This is a genomic window from Staphylococcus sp. 231237_7MaSpsaltlick (assembly GCF_043107035.1).
In genome coordinates, this window is sequence record NZ_JBICNX010000005.1 from 67,729 (window position 1) to 90,670 (window position 22,942).

General features: G+C 30.7%; 22 protein-coding genes. 15 read left to right on the forward strand and 7 right to left on the reverse strand.

The annotated features are described in order from the left end of the window. Window positions 1-8: 8 nt before the first annotated feature. A complete protein-coding gene (locus ACF91D_RS10945) occupies window positions 9-245 on the reverse strand; it encodes a hypothetical protein (protein ID WP_327620814.1) in 237 nt (78 codons plus the stop codon). Window positions 246-522: 277 nt separating this feature from the next. On the opposite strand from ACF91D_RS10945, the gene ACF91D_RS10950 reads away from it, so the two are divergent. Further along, window positions 523-1,119 carry an NDxxF motif lipoprotein gene (locus ACF91D_RS10950; RefSeq protein ID WP_327620813.1) on the forward strand — a complete coding sequence of 199 codons (597 nt, stop codon included), beginning with the start codon at window positions 523-525 and terminating at the stop codon, window positions 1,117-1,119. 690 nt (window positions 1,120-1,809) lie between these two features. Here the strand turns inward: ACF91D_RS10950 and lepB are convergent. Next, entirely contained in the window at window positions 1,810-2,394 is a 585-nt protein-coding gene (gene lepB / locus ACF91D_RS10955; RefSeq protein WP_327620812.1) for a signal peptidase I, read from the reverse strand. A 377-nt stretch (window positions 2,395-2,771) separates the two neighbouring features. On the opposite strand from lepB, the gene ACF91D_RS10960 reads away from it, so the two are divergent. From ACF91D_RS10960 to thrS, 3 genes are all read left to right on the forward strand, one after another. Further along, on the forward strand, window positions 2,772-3,995 hold the full coding sequence (locus tag ACF91D_RS10960; protein WP_327620811.1) for a hypothetical protein: 1,224 nt from the start codon (window positions 2,772-2,774) through the stop codon (window positions 3,993-3,995). A 92-nt stretch (window positions 3,996-4,087) separates the two neighbouring features. After that, window positions 4,088-4,381: an antibiotic biosynthesis monooxygenase family protein gene (locus tag ACF91D_RS10965; RefSeq protein WP_119605171.1), complete on the forward strand. Its 294-nt coding sequence runs from the start codon at window positions 4,088-4,090 to the stop codon at window positions 4,379-4,381. A gap of 383 nt (window positions 4,382-4,764) precedes the next feature. Next, window positions 4,765-6,678 carry a threonine--tRNA ligase gene (gene thrS, locus ACF91D_RS10970; protein WP_327620810.1) on the forward strand — a complete coding sequence of 638 codons (1,914 nt, stop codon included), beginning with the start codon at window positions 4,765-4,767 and terminating at the stop codon, window positions 6,676-6,678. A 140-nt stretch (window positions 6,679-6,818) separates the two neighbouring features. Here thrS and ACF91D_RS10975 read toward each other — a convergent pair whose 3' ends face one another. Beyond that, the gene (locus tag ACF91D_RS10975; RefSeq protein WP_119586116.1) at window positions 6,819-8,216 is read right to left on the reverse strand and encodes an aminotransferase-like domain-containing protein; all 1,398 of its coding nucleotides are present in this window, start codon (window positions 8,214-8,216) and stop codon (window positions 6,819-6,821) included. Between the two features lie 163 nt (window positions 8,217-8,379). On the opposite strand from ACF91D_RS10975, the gene ACF91D_RS10980 reads away from it, so the two are divergent. Beyond that, window positions 8,380-9,264: a DMT family transporter gene (locus ACF91D_RS10980; RefSeq protein ID WP_327620809.1), complete on the forward strand. Its 885-nt coding sequence runs from the start codon at window positions 8,380-8,382 to the stop codon at window positions 9,262-9,264. Window positions 9,265-9,596: 332 nt separating this feature from the next. Here the strand turns inward: ACF91D_RS10980 and ACF91D_RS10985 are convergent, their stop codons facing one another. After that, a complete protein-coding gene (locus ACF91D_RS10985) occupies window positions 9,597-10,004 on the reverse strand; it encodes a carboxymuconolactone decarboxylase family protein (RefSeq protein ID WP_039068903.1) in 408 nt (135 codons plus the stop codon). A 110-nt stretch (window positions 10,005-10,114) separates the two neighbouring features. On the opposite strand from ACF91D_RS10985, the gene ACF91D_RS10990 reads away from it, so the two are divergent. Continuing rightward, complete coding sequence (locus tag ACF91D_RS10990; RefSeq protein ID WP_101050461.1) at window positions 10,115-10,525, forward strand: Lrp/AsnC family transcriptional regulator; 411 nt, start codon at window positions 10,115-10,117, stop codon at window positions 10,523-10,525. Between the two features lie 46 nt (window positions 10,526-10,571). Here ACF91D_RS10990 and ACF91D_RS10995 read toward each other — a convergent pair whose 3' ends face one another. Further along, a complete protein-coding gene (locus ACF91D_RS10995; RefSeq protein WP_101050460.1) occupies window positions 10,572-11,480 on the reverse strand; it encodes a PhzF family phenazine biosynthesis isomerase in 909 nt (302 codons plus the stop codon). 293 nt (window positions 11,481-11,773) lie between these two features. On the opposite strand from ACF91D_RS10995, the gene ACF91D_RS11000 reads away from it, so the two are divergent. The 8 genes from ACF91D_RS11000 (at window position 11,774) to ACF91D_RS11035 (ending at window position 20,154) form a co-directional block, all read left to right on the forward strand. After that, window positions 11,774-13,117 carry a 2-hydroxycarboxylate transporter family protein gene (locus ACF91D_RS11000; protein WP_369967359.1) on the forward strand — a complete coding sequence of 448 codons (1,344 nt, stop codon included), beginning with the start codon at window positions 11,774-11,776 and terminating at the stop codon, window positions 13,115-13,117. Between the two features lie 68 nt (window positions 13,118-13,185). Next, the gene (locus ACF91D_RS11005; protein ID WP_327620808.1) at window positions 13,186-14,361 is read left to right on the forward strand and encodes an NAD(P)-dependent malic enzyme; all 1,176 of its coding nucleotides are present in this window, start codon (window positions 13,186-13,188) and stop codon (window positions 14,359-14,361) included. A gap of 340 nt (window positions 14,362-14,701) precedes the next feature. Beyond that, entirely contained in the window at window positions 14,702-16,072 is a 1,371-nt protein-coding gene (locus ACF91D_RS11010) for an AMP-binding protein (protein ID WP_327620807.1), read from the forward strand. Further along, a complete protein-coding gene (locus ACF91D_RS11015; protein WP_327620806.1) occupies window positions 16,069-17,211 on the forward strand; it encodes an acetyl-CoA C-acyltransferase in 1,143 nt (380 codons plus the stop codon). Before ACF91D_RS11010 ends, ACF91D_RS11015 begins: the two co-directional genes overlap by 4 nt. Further along, window positions 17,183-17,545: a hypothetical protein gene (locus tag ACF91D_RS11020; protein WP_327620805.1), complete on the forward strand. Its 363-nt coding sequence runs from the start codon at window positions 17,183-17,185 to the stop codon at window positions 17,543-17,545. The genes ACF91D_RS11015 and ACF91D_RS11020 overlap by 29 nt, the downstream gene beginning before the upstream one ends. Window position 17,546: 1 nt before the next feature. After that, window positions 17,547-17,810 (forward strand): hypothetical protein, encoded by a 264-nt coding sequence (locus tag ACF91D_RS11025; protein WP_327620804.1) that lies wholly within the window; start codon window positions 17,547-17,549, stop codon window positions 17,808-17,810. 191 nt (window positions 17,811-18,001) lie between these two features. Beyond that, window positions 18,002-19,414: an MFS transporter gene (locus ACF91D_RS11030; RefSeq protein ID WP_039068892.1), complete on the forward strand. Its 1,413-nt coding sequence runs from the start codon at window positions 18,002-18,004 to the stop codon at window positions 19,412-19,414. Window positions 19,415-19,707: 293 nt separating this feature from the next. Next, window positions 19,708-20,154: an ASCH domain-containing protein gene (locus ACF91D_RS11035; RefSeq protein ID WP_039068891.1), complete on the forward strand. Its 447-nt coding sequence runs from the start codon at window positions 19,708-19,710 to the stop codon at window positions 20,152-20,154. 256 nt (window positions 20,155-20,410) lie between these two features. Here ACF91D_RS11035 and vraX read toward each other — a convergent pair whose 3' ends face one another. Together vraX and thiD are read right to left on the reverse strand one after the other, a co-directional pair. Beyond that, complete coding sequence (gene vraX / locus ACF91D_RS11040; RefSeq protein ID WP_017723548.1) at window positions 20,411-20,581, reverse strand: C1q-binding complement inhibitor VraX; 171 nt, start codon at window positions 20,579-20,581, stop codon at window positions 20,411-20,413. Between the two features lie 275 nt (window positions 20,582-20,856). Continuing rightward, on the reverse strand, window positions 20,857-21,687 hold the full coding sequence (gene thiD / locus ACF91D_RS11045) for a bifunctional hydroxymethylpyrimidine kinase/phosphomethylpyrimidine kinase (protein WP_039068889.1): 831 nt from the start codon (window positions 21,685-21,687) through the stop codon (window positions 20,857-20,859). Window positions 21,688-22,285: 598 nt separating this feature from the next. Between thiD and ACF91D_RS11050 the strand changes: the two genes are divergently transcribed. Further along, entirely contained in the window at window positions 22,286-22,942 is a 657-nt protein-coding gene (locus ACF91D_RS11050; RefSeq protein ID WP_039068888.1) for a uracil-DNA glycosylase, read from the forward strand.

A 22,942-nucleotide genomic window follows, 5' to 3' on the forward strand; every position in this document is an offset into this window, starting at 1 on the left:
CAAGGAATTTATTTTATTCTTTTAAATATAGTTGAAGCCATGGCACAAAAAATGGTAATACAAAGTAAGGCACATAAAAGTATAAAGCTACTGCCAGTGACATTAAAGCCCATTTCAAAAGTAGTATTACGCTTATATCTATAGAAATTTATAATTATATTAATTACCACGCCAATAAAGGAAAGTATGCCTATTATATCAATCATTAATTTAGCGTAAGGGTACTTGATATTTTTAGTAGTCATATCTTCACCGCTTTCTTTAAATTTAGTTTATGGAAAATGCTAGTTGTTTGTACTTAAAGTAAAGTGATAAATAATAGATAAATCAAACAAATTTTTTATAGGAAAAATGCTTCACTTATCATCAAAGAATTAGCAATTTATTTTTCTTTAAACTTTAAATGTTAATCATAATTATAAAATACATAATATTTTGTGATAAATACTATATACACAATAACATAGTTTATTAATATGTTATAATCGTAACAAATATATTTTAGGAAAAAAGGGTTTGATAATGAAAGTTTTAAAATACTCATTACTAATCGCGGTAACATTACTATTAACAGCTTGTAATAATGCTAAATCGGAATATGAAACTCCTGATAAAGAAGCACAAGGGACAGAAACACCAACTGAAATATTTTCAAGTCAGAAAATAGATGAAACTATTAGTGAAGAAGAAATGGATTCAAGTATTAAGCAATATTTAGAAACGTTTAACGCGTTGGAAGAAAACACTTCAAAAATGAGTGAGAGAGATGAGTTAAGTGAGAAGGATCAAGCAAAATTAAATAGATTAACAAAAATGGCTCACAAGAATGATGAAAACTTTAAGCATTTTATAGAATCAAATCAAATACCTGAACAATATGAAAAAGGAAGTTTTGAAGTTAGTGATTATGTAACTTCTGTGAATGAATTAATGAGTAAAATTAATGATAAAGTAAACGAAACGAAAAATGAGGCACATTCAGATAAGGTAAAATTAAAAGCTGTAGGAGAAATTGAAGATCTGAATGCTAAATATAAAGATAGAGTTAATGGAAAAAAACAGGAAAAAGTAGAGCAATTTCTAAATAAACATGATATTAAAACAAAGGCGTTTGATTAAAATAAAAGAGAAATATATTGATTAGTAATGTTAATCCCCTCACTGCTGTATATATGTAGTGAGGGGATTAACTGTTTAAATAGGTTCATTTAGTTACCGAACTTATTTTCTTTTAGATCATTATAAGTATGTTGTTTATTCTTATTTTTTAATTTAATAAATGTTGGATATAGCAAAATTAATAAAACGACTAAAATTTTGGGCGACACTTTTATACACCTCTTTTCATAGGGATTATAAGTAGTTATTAAGCAGTAAATTAATATAAAAATCTAATTGTTGTTAGTTATTTTGATGCTTTTCTATTTTGTCAAAAACTAATTCTACTACGTAATGGGTTACAACTCCTAAAATAATGGATAACAGTATAAGCGTAAAAATATTTAATTTGTCATACCAATCATTAAGTGTAAATAAAGTTGCATATACGAAAAGTAAAATAAATTTAGTGAATGTTTTTTCACCTTCCACTGTACGTCACTTCTTTCGCAAAATAAATTTTAGAATGTTGATATAGAAACCTAAAAGATCTTATGTAAAAATAAAAATAACTTTTTGATGAGTTTCAGTATGAAATAAGTGATGAAAATTAATAGTTCTAAATTTAAAAATGAGACCATCTGTGACAATTTTGATGATAAATACTTTTATTGTTATGAACTCTAATTCAACAAAAGATACAAAGGCTAATTAATCATTTATACTATTAAAACTAGTAGGATAAAAATTAATTTGTATATCTTTTAAAGGTAAAAACCTAAAACTTACTTTGCCAATAACTTTATCTTTTGGAACTAATCCTAAAGCCCTTCTACTATCATTACTTATGTATCTATTATCTCCTAGTACCAAATACTTCCCTTTAGGGATTGTTTGATGACTTTTAGCATGTTTCAAATCAGATACATTAAAGTTTTTAGTAAGATATTTGGTAGACTTGCTATTTTTATTAGTATCCAAATAGGGTTCATTAATATACTTGTCATTGATGTATAAGTTATCTTCCTTGTATTCCACCTTATCTCCAGGAATCCCAATTAACCTTTTAATATAGTCTTTATCTTTAGTTGCGTGAAAAACAATTACATCTCCTCTATGTATTTTATTTAAAGGAACTGAAAGTTTATTCACGATTAATTCGTCGTGGTCATGGAACGTGGGGAACATTGAGCTCCCGCTAACAGTGTATCTAGTAAAAATAAAAGTATTAATAAGTAAAGCTACGGCAATACCTATAAGTATAGAAAGTACCCATTCAATAATATGTTTTTTCATGCAAATAATCCTCTTTACTATGTTTAATGAAAAAATTTAAGTATAACTATTTATAAATTTTTAAAAATAAAATTGGGAATTGATATTTCTAAAAATAAACACTAAATAAGTTTAACATAATATTTGTTCGAAATAAATATTACTTAAAGATAATAATTTTTAAGTTTCTATAGCAATTGGTAAATTTAAACATTCAAATTATATTGAGTAGCTTAATGATTATTAAGAAAATCTTTTTATTAGAGTAAATGATTACATTTGAAAATAAACATCTATAATATAATTAATCATAAAATTTATTAATAAAAATCAAAAAACTATTTATTATTGTATTGATAAAAGATAAACTTATTATGAAAATAAATTGGAGGTTTATTATGGGGAAGATAAAAAATTTTTTAAACAGATTTAAATGGTTTTTGATTGGAGCATTAATTTTGGTGATTATTATCACTGTTATCGCAACATTGATAGTGAAAAACCATAAAGTAAGTGTTGAGGATGATGTGAAAGTTGATTTTAGTGGTTACAATAAATCAGGATCAGCAGAAATCACAGATGACTCCTATGAAAAAGTTATGAATAAGCTTTATGTACGTGCATTAAAACAATCTAACTTCAAAAACAAAGAAGTAATTAAGATGATTGAGGGTAATAACACAGAAGAAATTGAAGAAGAAAATTTAAATTATGAAGAACAACAACAAGCTAGACAAGCATCAAAAATCATGGAAAATGTAGATTTTGATATACATAACGATACCGATTTGAAAAACGGGGACAAAGTCAAAGTTAAATTAGAAATCAAAAAAGGTATCTCAAAAGATTATAAATTGAAAGCCAAGGAATTCACAAAAGAATTTAAAGTGAAAGGGCTAGAAGAACCTAAAAATTTAACAGCCAAAGATTTATTTGAAGGTTTAAAACCAAAATTTACTGGTGTAAATGGCGCAGGTTCATTTAATTTAATAAGTAAAGACGCACCAAAAGTATTAAAAGATTTGTCACTTTCTAATTATGAGTTCACAGTACCTAATAATGGAAATTTAAAAAACGGTGAAGAACTTAATCTAAAAATCCCTCAAGATTTAGTAGATGATATAAATAACAGTGGTTCCAACACTTTCAGCGGTAGTAAATCTTACAAAGTGAAGGTTAAAGATTTAAAAGATATTAATAATATTGATAACATCACTGAGGTGCTAGAAAAAAATAATAAGTTAATTAATAAAGCGTATGAAAGTAGCGAATACAGAAAATATAATACAGAAAATATAGGTAATTATTATAAAGTTCAAAATGGAAATTCTGGAAGTATTTATTCATATGAAGACGAAGATAAACAAAGTGAAAAAGTAACGCCTGTTTCAGATATTGAACCAACAAATCTAACGCTTATTACAACGACTAAAATTACTGAAACAGGTGAATTTACTGATTCAGAAGTTAAATATAGTTATGAAGGATATGAAAATTATAAGCTAGAAGATAATAGACTTGTTAAAGACGATACCACTGAAGAACTTTCTATGACAAGCTCAAAAGAAAAATTAGATGAATTGACTAAAAAACTCGACTCAGATAATTATAAAAAAATGTAGTAGTTAATAATTATAAGAAACAGTTAAAACGTTAAGAAAAAGTTATATCAATTTAAAATGTTTAGTAGAAAAAGCAAGTGAGGGGATAATTCATGATATTAGAATCTGCTATGTTACAAGTTAAGAAAAACATGGAATTTGATTTTGAAAAATCATTTGAGGAAGCATCAGGAATTATTAGCTCTATGGACGGTTATATAAGCCATTCATTAAACAAATGTTTTGAGGAAAGTAACAAATATTTATTGTTAGTAAAATGGGAAAAGCTAGAAGATCATACAAAAGGCTTTCGTAATTCTTCAGAATATAAACAATGGAAAGATTTATTACACCATTTTTATGAGCCCTTTCCAGTAGTTGAACACTTCAAAGAAATTGAATTTTAAGTAAGTTAGCAAGTGCGACTTGATATGTGTAATTATATTTAATTTGTTTCAAAATCAAAAATAAATGAATATTGAAATTATTGTTGGAATGATATATGATTATAAATAATTTAAAATTAAAATCAGAGAAAAAGAAAAAGTATACAGCATAAAAACAGGGAATAGAGGCCATCGGCTGGAAGCTTCTATAATATATAAATACTTTACTACTTTGGAGATATGTATGAAAGTACATCGTTTAATAACATGTTACGTTATTCAATGAGCTCTAATTGGTTAATTGACTAATTAGAGGAATTTGGGTGGTACCACGAGACTGCGCTCGTCCCTATATCTATAGGGATAAGCGCAGTTTTTTAATATAAAATAAAGGAGTGTTATCAATGTTTGAAGATAATGTGAAGATTGAATTATCAAATAATAATGAATTGGAGGTGCCACAGGAAACAACATTATTTCATATTGCTAAAAGTATTGGTAACTCTTTCTCAAAAAAGGCTGCCCTAGGATATGTTAATGGTGATTTAAAGGAAATAACTTATGCGATTAAAGAAAATAGTAAAATAGATTTTATAACTTATGAAGATCAAGAAGCTGAGGAATCAATAAAATATACATTAGCTTTTTTAATTAGTTATCTCATACAAAAACAATTTGAAAATATTAAAATTGCAGATTTAGGCGTAGATAATAATTCTTTTTATTGTGATTTTCAAAATCCAATCAAGAACATTAATAAAAATGACTTGAAAGATATAAATAAAGCATTGTATAAACTCATTGAATCTAATCCAACAATAGAGATATCGGAAATGTCTAAAGAAAAAGCTAAAGTAGTTTTAGCGGACAAAGCATATATGAAGTACCATATTGAACATAATGATGAAGAAAATATTAAAATTGCTAAAATTGGTGATTATATATCATTAATTACTTATCCTATTATTAGTAATTTATCAAAACTTAAAAATTATAAACTCAAAAATATTTCATCTACAAATTGGTTAAGAGATGTAAATAACGAATCTTTACAACGTATATCAGGAGTAGCTTTTTCTAGTGAGAAAGCCTTAAAAGAACACGAAGAATTTCTTGAAAAATACGAAAATATAAATCATAGAAAATTAGGTAAAGAGCTGAATTTATTTACATTTTCTGATTATGCTCCAGGTATGCCTTTCTATAAGCATAATGGTCAAATTATAAGATTAGAACTCCAAAATCTTTTAAGGAAATTACAATTTGAAGAAGATTACGAAGAAGTTTATACACCTTTTATAATGAATGAATCATTATGGAAGAATAGTGGGCATTGGGATCACTATAAAGATAATATGTATTTTACAGAAGTAGATGATATAAAATATTCATTAAAGCCTATGAATTGTCCAGGGCACATGCTCATTTATAAAAATGAACATCATTCCTACAGAGATTTACCTATTCGCATGGCTGAATTTGGTCAAGTGCATAGACATGAACTGAGTGGATCTTTAAATGGACTGTTTAGAGTAAGGACATTTAATCAAGATGACGCCCATATCTATATAAATAAAAAACAAATAGAAAGTGAAATTCTTAATGTTCTTAATTTAATTGATAAAGTATATACAATCTTTGGATTTGATTATGAAATTGAATTATCTACACGACCAGATGATTACATGGGAGATATCAACTTATGGGATTTTGCTGAGTCTTCTCTTGAAAATGTTTTAAAATATAATAATTTAAAGTATACACTTAATGAAAAAGACGGTGCCTTTTATGGGCCGAAAATAGACATCCATATTAAAGATGCATTAGGTAGAAGTCACCAGTGTGGCACGATACAACTTGATTTCCAAATGCCTGAAAAATTCGATTTGAATTATATTAATGAAAACAATGAAAAAGAAAAGCCTGTAGTTATTCATAGAGCTATTTATGGGTCTATAGATCGATTTTTAGGTATCCTACTTGAACACTACAGTGGCAAATTACCTCTATGGCTATCACCAAACCAGGTTAATATTATACCCGTTAATAACAAAATACATTTAGCTCATGTTGAGAAAATTAAAAAACAACTAAAATCTAAAGGTATAAGAGTTAATGTTGATAAAAGTGAGGAAAAAATGGGCTATAAAATTAGAAATGCTCAAGTTAAAAAAGTGCCCTATACTATTGTTATAGGTGACGATGAATTGAATAATCAAACTTTATCAGTACGAAAGTATAATGAAAATAAAAATGAAATATATAATATTGATGAATTTGTAGAAAAAATTGTAAGTGAAAAAAATGTGTTTAATTAAACAAAATTGAATGTTTTGCAATGAAAATGATCCCCCCTAAACTAGGATTCGAAATTCCGTCATTTAGGGGGGGATTTTGTATGCGAAAATAACTTTTACATATTTGATGAATATCGAAAGGAAAACATATAGATTTCATACTAAAAGTGATCAATATAATAACGAAGTTTATCTAATGCATATTTAATATTTGTATCATTTTCATAGGAATAAGATAATCTAATAGTATTTTCTGTACTTCCATAAATATATCCTGGGTTAATAAGAATATGTTCTTTATCTGCAAGTTCAATAAAAAGTTTTTTAATATTAATACTGTTTTTTAATGTCAGCCATATGAAAAATCCGCCTTCAGGAACATTCCACGTCGCAATTGTTGAAAAGTTTTCATTCAATATTTTTAACATATAATCTCTTTTTTGTTTTAGTGCTTTACGTACAAATTTAGTATGTTCATCATATTCATTACTATTCAACATTTCATAAACAACCATTTGAGATAATATACTAGATCCGTAATCAATTTGCATTCTAATATCTCCAAGTTGTTCTACAATTTTCTCAGAAGCAGCTATCCAACCAATACGCATAGCTGGCGCAATTGTTTTTGAAAAGCTATTAATGTAAATAACATTGCCATTCGTATCAAATGATTTGATTGGTATATTTGGTTTATTTTCAAACCATAAATCTCTGTAAATATCGTCTTCAATTATTGGTATATTGTGTACTTTACTATAGTTTAATATATTTTCTCGTGCTTTTGATGAAAGTACTGTTCCTGTAGGATTATTAAATGTTGATTCTACATAAAATGCTTTAATGTAAGCATTTGAGTAACTATTTAATAGTGCCTTTGATTCTTTAGGTTGATTGTAATTTATATTAATACTACGCATATTTAATATATCGAAGACATTTGTAGAGTCGACATAAGAAGGCGTGTTACGGAATATAAGTGTATTTTGGCTCAAAAAACCTATTGAAAGTAATTGAATAGCGTGAAGGGCACCGGAGGTTATTAATATATTTTTACTTGATACGAAAATGTTGTGCCTTTCTAGTCTTTTGGCAATAAGTTCCCTCAATTTAATATAACCATATCCATTATTATAGCCAAATGACAGATCACCTATGTAGTCTGAAACACGGTGCATTGCTTTTTTTAAGGCTTCGTGTGGTAAAATTTCGTCTCCTAATTCGCCTTTGCTTATATGTATATATAATTGATTTGTTTCTAATTTATTAATAAGTTGTACAGTGTATTGACTACGGGTACTTGAACTCCATTCCATCATTTCTTCCCATTTATTTATAATATATGTTTTGTCTAAATAATCATTAACATAAGTACCGCTACCTCGTGTGGTGTATATAAAACCTTCAGCTTCTAATAACTCAATGCTTTTGATGATTGTAACTCTGTTTACATTAAATTGGTCTGCTAATTTTCTTTGTGATGGAATGCGCATTCCATAAAACCAGTCACCATTAATGATTTTCTCTCTTATATATGATGCAATATCCTTATATTTCATAAATATCTTCCTTTTAAAATTGGTTGGGTTAATTTTCGTTGAATTGGTTGTACTTAGTGTAACGTTAATTCTTTATTCTGAACACATATTAAATTAAAGGTAGGCGTTCAGAGATGAAAAAAGATAAAGTGTATATTACTTTCATAGTAAGTGTGGGCAATTTATGAATGATAAACAAACAAAAATAAAAGTCTGTTTTGCTTTCATGGTTACTATATTTTTGTGGGCTTCAGCGTTTCCTATGATAAAAGTAGCATTATATGATTTTAAAGCAGAAAATTTATCTGCATTAAGACTAATGTGTGCGAGTTTAATCCTTCTAGGTATAGCGATAATTAAAAAAGTCTCATTACCTGAACTTAAAGATATTCCTATTATATTGCTCTTGGGATTTTGTGGTTTTACAGTTTATCATACGGCATTAAGTTTTGGAGAATATTATGTAAGTGCTGGTGTTGCGAGCTTAATTGTCTCAACTACACCAATATTTGCGACACTTTTAGCTACTTATTTCTTAAGAGAAAAATTTTCTAAAATAGCATGGTTAGGTTCAATTATTGCATTCGTTGGAGTAGCATTTATATCGTTGGGGAATGATGCGACATTGCATGCTATGATTGTAGGTATTATTTTAGTATTAGTAGCTTCCATAGGTGAAAGTATATATTTTACTTTTCAATCGAATTATTTAGAGAAATATGGATTTATACCATTTACTATTTATACTATTATCGCTGGTACATTGTTCACTGTGATATTTTTACCTGATGCATTTACTGAATTGCAAAATGCGAGTGTGATATCAATCTTATCTGTTTTCTATCTAGGTGCATTTCCAACAGTTATCCCATACATTGCTTTAGCATATACTATAAATAAAGTGGGAGTTTCCGATGCTACAATGGCTCTTTACTTAACGCCTGCAGTTTCTCTTATTTTGGCGTTTTTTATACTTGGAGAGGTTCCTAATATTGTAGCTATGATAGGTGGTGTTATTACATTAATAGGTGTCACTATAACTACTAATCAATCGAATGAATACATGTGAAATCTAATTTTGAAGTATTAACAGTTAAGAGATTTTCTTGTTGATACTTCAATTTTATAAAAGATTTAAATTCTAGTTTGTTATTCTATGACTTTTATATATAAATATAGGTTTCTATTTTATTTACAAAGCTAGTAGATGAGCAAAATGGAAATAAATAGCTATTATGCATTTTAGTTAAGCTGAATATTTTATATCAAGCTTTTTAATTCTCTGAGTATCTTTACTGAAGTTAGGTCAGTTCTATAAATGTATTTTAGTGCAAATTGTTCCCTTTCGTACTACTAATGTTTATTTTTAGATTAAATTATTGAAATTAATATCTGATTTGGTTATGGTTCTAACTGCATAATTGCTCCAAAGTGTTGTTGGCAAGTAGTAAAAGATACAAATGCTATCAATTCACTTATTTCTGAAGGAGTTAGATGATCTTTCAATATTTTAATAGCATAATCAGGGATTGCATTTCCTAATGTGAGATATACTTCTACAAAACCAATACAAATGGCTGATTTTTCATCAGTTAATTCATGGCTTGGTTTTCCTTTTGCTTTACAGTATTTGCAACCATTCTTTTGAGCTAGCATTCTGCGTAATTCTTCTTTTAAGGCTTGAGATAATAAACGTTCCTTTTCTAATGATTTACTAAGGTTATTCCAGTTATACATAATTTCCTTGTTATAACCTAATAATTTTTGGAATGGTGTTTCGCCGCAAGCAGACAATTCAATTATAGGCATATATATTCCTCCTTTAACTTAGTTAATTTTATGATACTTATAAATTTAATTACATATTAAAAATTAGGTATAATGTAAATATTATTGCTAAATTGAAGGGGATTATATAAATGGACTTAACAGATAGAAAAATCTTAAAAACTTTAAAAGAAGATAGTAAAGTTTCTCTAAATTATATTAGTAATGAAGTTAATCTTTCAACGCCTTCGGTGCGAGAAAGAATAAATAAATTGAGAGATATAGGTGTTATAAACAAATATACAATTGAAATTGATTATAAAACGTTAGGATATGACATTGAAGTCATAATAGATATAGTGATTAAAAATAATTTATATAAAGATTTTAAACTATACATAGCAGAACAAAATAATGTGGAATTTTGTTATAGGATTTCTGGGGAAAGTTGTTTTATTTTTAAAGTAAGATTTAAAAGTATGATAGACGTAGAACGTTTTGTCGATAGTATGCAAAGGTATGGTCATACTAAAACGCATTTTATATTTTCAAAAACAATTTAAACTAAAGCATGTGGCATAAATATATGATCCACATGCTTTTATTGATTTAAATGTTACCTAAAACTATGTTAAAGGTTTTGACATACACAGCATTTCCAGAAATTTTTATATCATAAGCATCAGTATGAGTTGTCACTTCAACGTTCACTTTACCATCCTTTTCTAGTTCTTGACCTTGTTCGATGAGTAGCGTTAATGGGTTAGATACCCTCTGCCTCTGTTTTATATATTTAATGTAATATGCACCCATTACACCGGATGCAGTACCTGTGACTGGGTCTTCTTTAGTACCTGAAAAGGGTGAGGAAAAATGTCTTGCATGCATATCAGTGTTGAAATGATGCGTTTCCATGCAGAATGGATGAATAGAAACGTGTGGCATTTCTTTTAATATTGAAGGAAATAGTTCATTATCTGGGTTCAATTTTTCACAAACTTTAAGGTTTTTAACCGGCGTAATAAGTGTCCAAACACCCGTGCTTCCATAAACAATAGGTAAATTGTCGTCAAAATCGCTTGTTTCTATACCCAAAACCTTAGCTAAATCAACCTTAGAACCAGAGAATGTTTTAAACTGTGGTGAGGATTGTTGCATAGTAATATATACACCATCACTTGAATTATCAATTTTTATTGGTAACACACCAGCGTTGGTTTCGATTGTAAAGTCGGTTTTATTCTGTAATAAACCTCTAGTTTTTAATGCGTAAAGCGTTGCAATAGTTGCATGACCACACAGATTCATTTCATGACCTGGCGTAAAAAATCGTATCCTTAAATCAGCTTTATTAGATTTAAGTGGAAAAGCAGTTTCATTGAATCCAACTTTTAAGGCAATTGCTTGCATTTCTTCAACCTTTAAGTCATCACCACATAATACGACACCCGCTGGATTACCCTTATTTGCTTCAGTACTAAATGCGTCATAGTGATAAACTTCTACAGATTTTGTCATTAAATCACTCCTACATAAGTAACAACCTCACACTTTAAGATTGTTGATAAAATAATTTGTTGTTATATATAATTTATCAAATTTTAGCAGCTTGATAATAATTAAATACTAAAACAACCCTACTTGTAATCTTATTTAAAACCAAAATATTATTCTGTTTACCCGTTATTATTTAATAATGTTACGTATTTTTGGTTTTTTTAATTACAAAAAGATTTAAAAATTTACATAATCTATCATTCGTCCTTATTTAGCAATATTATGAAAATATTCATTATTTAAGGGGGATGTCAATGATATCTAAAAGTGAAATGAAAGCGCTTACTATAGATGGGGGAGAAAAAGATGGCCGAATCTGGTCGAAATTAACACATATGAAGGTAGGGGTTATACCTTTACCTCTCTATATAACATTAGCAGTAATCATATTTATTGCCTCTGTTTACAATGCATTACCGGCTGATATGATCGGTGGGTTTGCGATCATTATGATTTTAGGGGTACTGTTTGGTGATTTAGGAATGAAAATTCCAATTTTAAAAGATATAGGTGGTCCTGCAATTTTAGCTTTATTAATACCATCTACTTTAGTATTTTTAGGTGTGTTTAATACAGCTTCGATGAACGCCGTTACAACGTTAATGAAAACATCAAACTTCTTATATTTTTATATTTCATGTCTCGTTGTCGGTAGTATTTTAGGAATGAAGAGTAAAGTTTTAATACAGGGTTTTACTCGAATGTTTATCCCATTAATTGTTGGTACTTTAACAGCAGTTATTGTTGGATTACTTGTAGGTATGTTATTTGGTTATGACATCAAACATACATTATTTTATATTATTGTACCTATTATTGGGGGAGGAATTGGAGAAGGCATTTTACCTTTATCAATAGCATACTCATCAATTTTAGGGGAATCTGCTGAATCCTTTGTTGCGCAAATGATACCAGCAGCCGTTATCGGTAATATTATTGCAGTTGTGACAGCTGGATTAATGATGAGATTAGGAGAAAAGAAAAAGTCATTATCTGGTGATGGGACATTAGTAAAGGCATCTGATGATAAAGAGATGGCAGCTGATACAAACGACGATAATAAGAAAGTAGATTTTTCGCTTATGGGAGCTGGTTTATTAATAGCCTGTACGTTTTTTATTTTTGGTGATCTTGCACACAAATTTATTGGTATTCCAGGACCAGTAATTATGATTTTATTAGCGACGTTGATTAAATGTTTACAATTGATGCCTAATAAAATGGAACAAGGGGCACATCAACTATACAAATTTATATCTACAAGTTTGACTTGGCCTCTTATGGTTGGTCTAGGGATGTTATACATCCCATTAGAGGAAGTGGTTAAAATTGTATCACCTGCATATATTGTAATTTGTGCTTCAGTTGTTATAACGATGATTAGTTCAGGATTTTTTGTAGGTAAATTAATGAAAATGTATCCAGTTGACGCCGCTATTGTGACAGGGTGTCATAGTGGATTAGGTGGTACAGGTGACGTCGCAATTCTGTCAGCATCAAAACGCATGTCATTAATGCCGTTCGCGCAAGTAGCAACAAGATTAGGCGGTGTATCAACAGTAATAGCTGCAACATTCTTAATGAAATTATTAAGTTAGTAAGAATGCATTCACTACTATTTATAAATAAAAGACGAAATAACAAATAATTAAGGGAGTAGAAATACATGACTATAAAAAACTATAAAGCTGAATCAATAGAGCTTCATCAAAAACATGCAGGGAAATTGGAAATTAATAGTAAAGTAGATGTGAATACGCAAGAAGATTTAAGCACAGTTTATACGCCTGGTGTTTCGGAAGTGTGTAATGTAATTGCTGAAGATGAAGAAAAGGTAAACACATTGACGTCTAGAGGTAATATGATTGGCATTGTCTCAGACGGTACAGCTGTTTTGGGGCTAGGCGATATTGGGCCTAAAGCTGCGATACCAGTCATGGAAGGAAAAAGTATATTATTCAAAAAATTTGCGGACTTAGATGCATTTCCAATTTGTTTGGATACTAAAGATACTGAAGAAATTATTAATATTATAAAAGCACTTCAACCTAATTTTGCAGGAATAAATTTAGAAGATATTGCAGCACCTCGTTGTTTTGAAATTGAAAAAAGATTAAAAGAAGAATTAGATATTCCTGTGTTTCATGACGATCAACATGGGACGGCTATTGTTGTGCTTGCTGCATTAATTAATGCATTAAAAGTTGTCGAGAAAGAAGATTATGAAGTGCAAATAGTGATTAATGGTGCAGGGTCAGCAGGTATTGCAATTGCGCAATTATTATTAAGTGCTGGATATAAAGATATTGTATTATTAAGTATTGAAGGTGTGGTTTGTCAAGGCGAGACATGGATGAATGATGCACAAAAGGATATTGCTGAAGAGACTAACTTAACGCAAAAACGCGGTGGTTTAGATGATGTGATTCAAAAGGCAGACGTATTCATAGGTGTTTCGGCACCTAATGTTTTAAATGAAAGTCACGTTAAAGCGATGAGTGATCAACCAATTATTTTTGCATTAGCCAATCCAATACCTGAAATCTTTCCAGAGAAAGCAATTGCTGCGGGCGCTGCTGTTGTAGGAACTGGTCGTTCTGATTATCCAAATCAAATTAATAATTTACTAGCGTTCCCAGGTATCTTTAGAGGCATTTTAAATGCGCGTAAGCAGAATATTACGACTGAAATGAAAGTAGCTGCTGCACAGGGTATTGCAAATGTTATTTCTGAAAGTGAATTAAGTAAAGACTATGTAATTCCACATGCATTAAATTCAGACGTGGTAGCAACGGTAGCCAATGCAGTTGAAAAATCAGCTTTGGAAACAGTCCATAAATAAATTGATTTAAATGAAGTGGATGATTGATAGAGTCAGTAACTGTAACTGATTTTTAAACCTATCAAAGTTACCGATATTAAAAATTCTATTTCTTGTAAATGCTGTTGAGAGCATTCTAAATCGTATAATAAATGAGGTCGGTATGAGTCGAGGATAGTGTTTCTGTCCCGAAATCATGTCGACTTTTTTATTTAAAATGGACTGATTGTTATAGAAATCGTAATAATAAAATATAAAAGCATTTGCAAAAGAAACAGTATATATCTACACCGAACAATAGGAAATCTATATAAGAAATGTTAACATTAAGAATATTATAGTTAACAATAAGGTGATAAAAATGCAATTATTAAAAAATATTGAAATGTACGCACAATATCAACCGTACGATTGTGCACTTCAATTTGATGCAGAACTTATAAGTTATAAAGCGTTGCAAGCACGCATAGTAGCGATTGTAGAACAATTACATGATATTCCTGAAAATCAATGTGTTGCACTTACGATGAACAACCCGATGTCTACAATATTGTATTATTTGGCTTTAATCAAAAAAGGGTGCATACCTTGTGTTATGGATTTTCGATGGACTCAAGAGCAAGTAAACAAGCTCATAGAAAAATACGATATTGCATATCTTATAAATAATGATTTAAAAGTCATATTATTTAAACAAGTAGAACAAAATACTACAGAGATAGATAATATATTACATATTGGTTTTACTTCTGGAACGACAGGTCTGCCTAAGGCGTATTATAGAAATGAGTTGTCATGGTTATATTCATATGAAGAAACAGAAAAATTAATGGAAAATGAAATAGATACTATGATTGCACCAGGGCCGCTATCACACTCTTTATCTTTATTTGTGTGCATCTTTGCTTTGTATAGTGGTCGCAAATTTATTGGGCAGCAACAATTTAATGCAAAAGTATTAATGAATAAAATGAAAACAGACAAAACAATAAAGCATTGCGCTTTATTTGTAGTTCCTACAATGTTAGATACTTGTGTTGCTTGGAACAGTTCTATGCAACAAATTAGATATATATTTACGACCGGAGATAAGTTACAACATCGTTTAAGAAATAGCGTTACCATGCTTTTTCCTAATGCAACATTAATAGAGTTCTTTGGAACTTCGGAGGCGAGTTTCATTAGTTATAACTATAATAATGAGGCACCTAGCCATTCTGTTGGAAAACTATTTCCTAATGTTAAAGTCAATCTTGACCAAGTTGATGAATATGGTATTGGTAAATTAAAAGTTAAGAGCAACATGGTATTCAGTGGATATATTGGGGATTCACATCCAAATGATGATTGGATAGAAATTGGTGATTTTGCATCATTAAATTCAGAAGGTTACTTATATTTACATGGTCGCCAGCATGATCGAATGATTATTGGTGGTAGGAATGTTTATCCAAGTGAAATAGAACGTTTCGCTCAAAATTTTAAAGAGTTCAAGGAAGTATTAGTCATTAGTGAGTCTCATTCAAAATTTGGCGAAATCGCAGTATTACTTTATACCGCTAATCAAGAAGTGACGTATCGGGAGTTTAAGCATTATTTAACTCAGTATTTGGCTCGTTATCAGGTGCCATCAAAGTTAGTGAAAGTAAGTAAAATGTATTATACACAAAGTGGTAAAATTGCACGCAAACTTATGAGAAGTCTTTATTTAAAGGGTGAATTAAAACAATGAACGAAGCAGTTGTAATCGCAGCGAAACGAACGCCATTTGGCAAATATGGTGGGAAATTAAAGCATTTAGAACCAGAAGCATTATTAAAACCATTATTTGAGCATTTCAATGAACAATATCCACATATAATGTCAGAAATTGACGATGTTATTTTAGGTAATGTGGTAGGAAATGGTGGCAATATTGCTAGAAAATCTTTGCTAGAAGCTAGATTGAATCAAAATATTCCAGGGCTTACATTAGACAGGCAATGTGGTTCTGGGCTAGAAGCTGTGATACATGCATGTCGAATGATTCAAGCTGGCGCGGGTTCAATATATATTGCTGGTGGTGTAGAAAGTACAAGTAGGGCGCCATGGAAGATTAAAAGGCCGCAATCCGTTTATGACACGCAGTTACCTGAATTTTTTGAACGTGCCTCTTTTGCACCAGATAGCCAAGATCCATCGATGATTCAAGCTGCGGAACATGTAGCACAAACATATAACATTTCAAGAAAAGATCAAGATGCATTTGCATGTAAAAGTCATAGCAAGACAATTATGGCTTATAAACAAAAGCATATTAATCAAGAAATTGTTCCGTTGGAAGTAAAAGGTGAAATTTTTAACAGAGACGAAAGTATTAAAGAAAAAATGGGTGAACGCACATTAAATCGTTTGAAACCGTTATTAACTGAAGGAACAGTCACTGCAGGTAATTGTTGTATGAAGAATGACGGTGCAGTATTATTGTTGGTTATGGAAAAAACAGTCGCTGAAGATTACGGTTTACAAGAAGGTTTAATTTTTAAAGATGGTATTACAGTGGGAGTTGATCCTACTTTACTTGGAATTGGTCCAGTACCTGCGGTAAACACATTACTTAAGAGAAATAAACATACCATAGGTGAACTAGACGCTATAGAATTAAACGAAGCATTTGCATCTCAAGTATTAGCAAGTCAAAGAGAGCTAGGTATGTCACTAGATAAGTTGAATGTATATGGTGGCGCAATCGCTACAGGACATCCATATGGAGCAAGTGGAGCTGCCTTGGTTACACGCTTGTTTTATATGAAGAATTATCATAGAACTATTGCAACTATGGGTATTGGAGGGGGCATGGGGAATGCAGCATTATTCGAACGATGGTCATGAAGTTAGAGATGTTATGTTCAATGATAAGGAAGTAAATATTTACAATCAATTTTTTGGCGGTGAGCCAACTAATATAGTTCCTCCACTTTTGTGCGCAAAGCTATGGCCAGAATTTACCTTGTTTCAAGAATTTATAGAAAATGAAATTTTACTTAGAGAAACCGAGGTTACTCAAATACAACCTTTAAGTGTAAATGAACATTATTTAGCACATATGTATATTGTTGACTGTAAGAAAATTCGTCAATATATGAAATATATAGTCAAGTTAGAAATTAATAAAAATAAATATAAATGTATATCTATTACGCAAACTTTTTTGGAGCGTATTTAAAATGTTTGAGCTAAATATAAAACAAGTAAGTGAATATTTATCATTAATTAACGATCATAATCCTGTACATAAGCAAATTGTTCCAGGCCAAATGGTAGTTCAAATAGCCCTTACAAAAACAAAAGTAAATTGGTCATCTTACAGAGTCAAATATGTTGAATCTATTGAAATATCAGAAATTATTAAAGTTAAATTTGAAAAGCCTAATAAATTAATTATTTTAAATGAAAATGACAAAATAAAAATATGTATAACAAAAAAATGAGTTCCCAAATTTACTTAAGGGAACTCATTTTTTATTTTGTTATAAGTTTTATATGTGCGAAAAATAAAAAGACTAGTATACATTTTTTGCATAAAAATAAAGAGAAAGGTGATTAAAAGGTTGAGGTCAGTTTGACAATATTCATTAACTACGTATAATTGTATAACATGTTAAAGGGAGTGGACATATTCATGGATTATGAAAAGGATTTTGATAAAAGTAGTATAAATAAGGTTGATCCCAAAACTGCTAAAAAAACTGTGTTTGCCACAGGTATCGGAAACGCAATGGAATGGTTTGACTTTGGTTTATATTCTTATTTAGCGGTGATACTCGGACAAAACTTCTTCAGTTCGGTAGAAAATGATCAACTCAAAACAATATTTACATTTGCAACATTTGCAATCGCGTTCTTACTTAGACCAGTCGGTGGTATTATCTTTGGTATGATTGGAGATAAATACGGTAGGAAAGTTGTATTAACAACAACCATTATTATGATGGCGTTCTCAACGTTACTTATTGGTATATTACCTACATATGATCAAATTGGTGTTTGGGCGCCGATACTACTTTTATTAGGTAGAGTGTTACAAGGATTTTCAACAGGTGGGGAATATGCAGGTGCAATGGTATATATAGCAGAATCTTCACCGGATAGAAAACGAAATACGCTTGGTTCTGGCCTTGAAATTGGTACATTGTCAGGTTATATTGCTGCATCAGTATTAAGTGGATTATTATTCTTCTTTTTAAATGATGATCAAATGGCTTCATGGGGTTGGAGAATTCCATTTATCTTAGGCTTATTCTTAGGTATCTTTGGTTTTTATTTAAGAAGAAAACTAGAAGAATCTCCAGTGTATGAAAACGAACTTGCAGATAAACCGAGAAGAGATAATATCGGTTTCTTAACAATTATTAGATATTATTATAAAGATATTATTGTATGTTTTGTTGCAGTCGCATTCTTTAACTGTACAAATTATATGGTAACTTCATATATGCCATCATATTTACAACAAATTATTAAATTAGATAGTACAACAGTATCTGTTTTAATTACAGTTGTTATGGCAGTGATGATTCCATTAGCATTAATGTTTGGTCGACTTGCTGATAGAATTGGTGAAAAAAATGTATTTTTAATTGGATTGGTTGGTACTGCAGTGTTTAGTATTGCTGCTTTTTCACTTTTACAAACAACGTCGATTATCTTTATTATCGTTGGTATCTTTGTCTTAGGTTTCTTCTTATCAACATATGAAGGAACTATGCCTGGTTCGTTACCAACAATGTTCTATACTCATATTAGATATAGAACGCTGGCAGTAACATTTAATGTATCTGTGTCATTATTTGGTGGCACGACACCGTTAATCGCATCTTCACTTGTAGCAAAAACAGGCGATCCATTATCCCCAGCTTATTATTTAACAGCAGTGAGTATTGTGGGTATTATAATTATTTCGTTATTACATGTAAGTACAGCTGGGAAATCACTTAAAGGTTCATACCCTAATGTCGAAAGTGACGAAGAATATGAATATTATAAGGATAACCCTGATAAAGCATTGTGGTGGACGAAAGATAAGCGAGTTTAATTAAAAGTTTTAAATATATTTAAAAGAGGGACAGAAATCAATTTTTTATAAAATGATTTTTGTCCCTTTTTAGTATGATAAGGAATGAAATAATTTTTGAAGCAAGAAATGCTCGAGTTAGTGCTCATATATAAGCAAGACTAACTCAATAAGGTGATTGCAAGGAGTAAAACTACTTATGTTCATTTCAGTTATTTACAGACTATATGATGAAATAGTGCCAGACATTCAATGACCAAGACTGATTTTTTATGTTATCTTAAGATTAACTGAGAAAAATTAGGAGGATGAATATGGCTGTAACAGTAGAACAATATTGGAGAACATTTATTGAAGCATTTCCAGAATATAAGGGTGTGAAATTTGAAGCATGGTCCTTTGGTGTTGATGAAGATGAATTAGCAGAATTAGTAAAGCAAGGTGAGAAAACTGCTACGACGAGTGGTTACGAAACGTATAAAGTTGAAGAAGAACCGCTACCTCAAGTAGGAGAAGTTAGTGTGATCTTAAATGAAAAGGGACAGCCAAAATGCGTAATTGAAACAACACGTGTTTATCAAACTCCTTTCAATGAAGTAACTGAACATCACGCATACTTAGAAGGTGAAGGCGATAAGTCATTAACATATTGGCGGAAAGCACATATTGATTTCTTTAAGCCGTATTACGAGTCTTTAGGATTGGAGTTTAATGAATCTATTATCGTAGTATGTGAAGAATTTAAAGTGCTATATGTATAAAAATAGTGGTACATAAGTTAGGACTGCTTCGAGGTTGCTCTCCAAGCAAACAAAGGGGACAATCTTTGCCTAACTATGTACCACTTAGGGTGAGTGTTTATAGGGTTGTGTGTTCAAAGTGTGTATAAGGGGACAACTTATACACACTTTGCTTTTTTAACTTCATATGTCTTAAAGGGGAGTTAATTGTATATCTTAAATTCTGAATTCTTCTTAGTGCAATTTCTGCATAGTCTTCGATGTATAGAAAATGTGCTTAATAACTTAGCTTCATGTTATCAACATCATTTTCAAGTAGAGAGAGTAACTTATATAATTCATTCATGTTGAAATTTTCATCGAATTTAACAGAAATTGTTTTGAAAGTCTTGGTGATAATTTCATATATTGGGTTACCATTTTCAAAAGCCTGTTTGTAGATAATCATGTTGTGATTCCCTCCTTTATCTCTCTACACTTATTATAATAATGGAAAATCAATGTAAATACATGAGTCTACAGTATCAACTTTTTATCAGACTAATGTCGTATATTATTTGAAGATTTAAATAATTGTGCGTGTTAGGTATGATTTTATAGGTTGTTTAAAGTCTGTATTATATATTTATAAAAGCCTTATTTTTCAAAACCTTCCATAGTATATATATAAAGCACACCTCACTAGTAACATTCTTTTGAGGTGTGCTTATGGCTTTTATTTATTTAAACTTCTGTAACTTCTACATCTATGTGTTCAACGCGGTTAAATGCGCCGTGATCAACTGGACCAACGAAGTCGTTCATTTTCCAACCATTTTTAATTGCTGAAGCAACAAATGCTTTTGCAGCGATTACAGCATCTTTAGGTGATTTGCCATTTGCTAAGTATGCAGTGGTAGCAGCTGCGAAAGTACAACCAGCACCATGGTTATAACTTTGTTGGAACATATCTGTTGTTAATTGATAGAATAGCTTTCCATCATAGTATAGGTCATATGATTTATCTTGGTCTAATGCTTTGCCACCTTTAATAATTACGTGCTTTGCGCCTTGTTGGTGGATAATTTCAGCTGCCTTTTTCATATCATCTATTGATTTTAAAGTACCTAAATTCGCAAGTTGGCCAGCTTCAAATAAGTTCGGTGTTACGACAGTTGCTTTTGGTAATAAATGTTCTACCATTGCATCTGTGTTACCTGGGTTTAGCACTTCGTTTTCTCCTTTACATACCATTACTGGATCTACAACAAAGTAGTCTGCGCCAGATTCAACAAATGCTTCGCCAGCACGTTTGATAATTTCTTGTGTACCCAGCATTCCTGTTTTTACCGCGTCTGGGCCGATTGAAATTGCTGTTTCTAATTGTTTTTCAAATACATCAAATGGAATTGGCGTCACATTATGTGACCATGTTTTTTCATCCATTGTTACGATTGAAGTTAGGGCTACAATGCCGTATGTCTCTAGTTCTTGAAAAGTTTTTAAATCAGCTTGCATACCTGCACCAGCGCTAGTATCTGAACCGGCAATCGTTAATGTTTTTTTCAATGCCATTAAATTTCACTCCTAAATATCTTTTGCACTTATCATACCATGTTTAACGTGTATTCTAAATAACGAGGTGTTGATAAAGGTGGCTTTGAGAAGCTTGTAAGGTTTTAGAGGGATTTATGTAAGTGAGGGTCGTTAAATTAATAAACAGAGCGTACACCTGAGCTCAAGCGTAAGAACCCCTAATATTGCTAAAGCAAAAAAGTGTAAAAGCCTCTCGTTACCGAGAAAAGAGAGAGGAACACCTGAGCATAAGCTCAAGCGTAAGAATCCCTAATTTTGCTAAAGCAAAAAAGTGTAAAAGTCTCGTTACCGAGAAAGAATAGAGGAACACCTGAGCTAAAGCTCATGCGTAAGAATCCCTAATTTTGCTAAAGCAAAAAAGTGTAAAAGTCTCGATACCGAGAAAGAATAGAGGAACACCTGAGCATAAGCTCAAGCGTAAGAACCCCTAATATTGCTAAAGCAAAAAAGTGTAAAAGTCTCGATACCGAGAAAGAATAGAGGAACACCTGAGCTAAAACTCATGTGTAAGAACCCCTAATTTTGCTAAAGCAAAAAAGGGGTTCTTTATGTTACTATATGAATGAGGTGAGACGATATGGAATGGTCGGATGTTTTTCATGATATAACTACGCGACATGACTTTACTGCCATGCATGATTTTTTAGAAAAAGAGTATACTACTGAAGTGGTGTATCCCGATAAAGAAAATATTTATCAGGCATTTGATTTAACGCCTTTTGAACACGTGAAAGTGGTCATATTAGGTCAAGATCCTTATCATGGACCTAATCAAGCACACGGACTAGCTTTTTCAGTACAGCCAGATGCCAAGTTTCCGCCTTCTTTAAGAAATATGTATAAAGAACTGGAAGATGATATTGGTTGTGTGAGAAAATCTCCACATTTACAAGATTGGGCGCGTGAGGGTGTCTTATTATTAAATACTGTTTTGACAGTTCGCCAAGGAGAAGCGCATTCTCACAAAAATATTGGTTGGGAAATTTTTACTGATGAAGTGATAAAAGCGGTATCTGAACAATTGAAAAATGTTGTGTTTATTTTATGGGGCAAACCTGCGCAACAGAAAATTAAGCTAATAGACACTACGAAACACCATATTATTCAGTCTCCACATCCAAGTCCGCTGTCAGCATATCGTGGTTTCTTTGGATCAAAACCGTATTCTCTGACAAATAATTATTTACAAACAAATGGCATTAAACCAGTGAATTGGTGTGAGAGTGAGGATTAA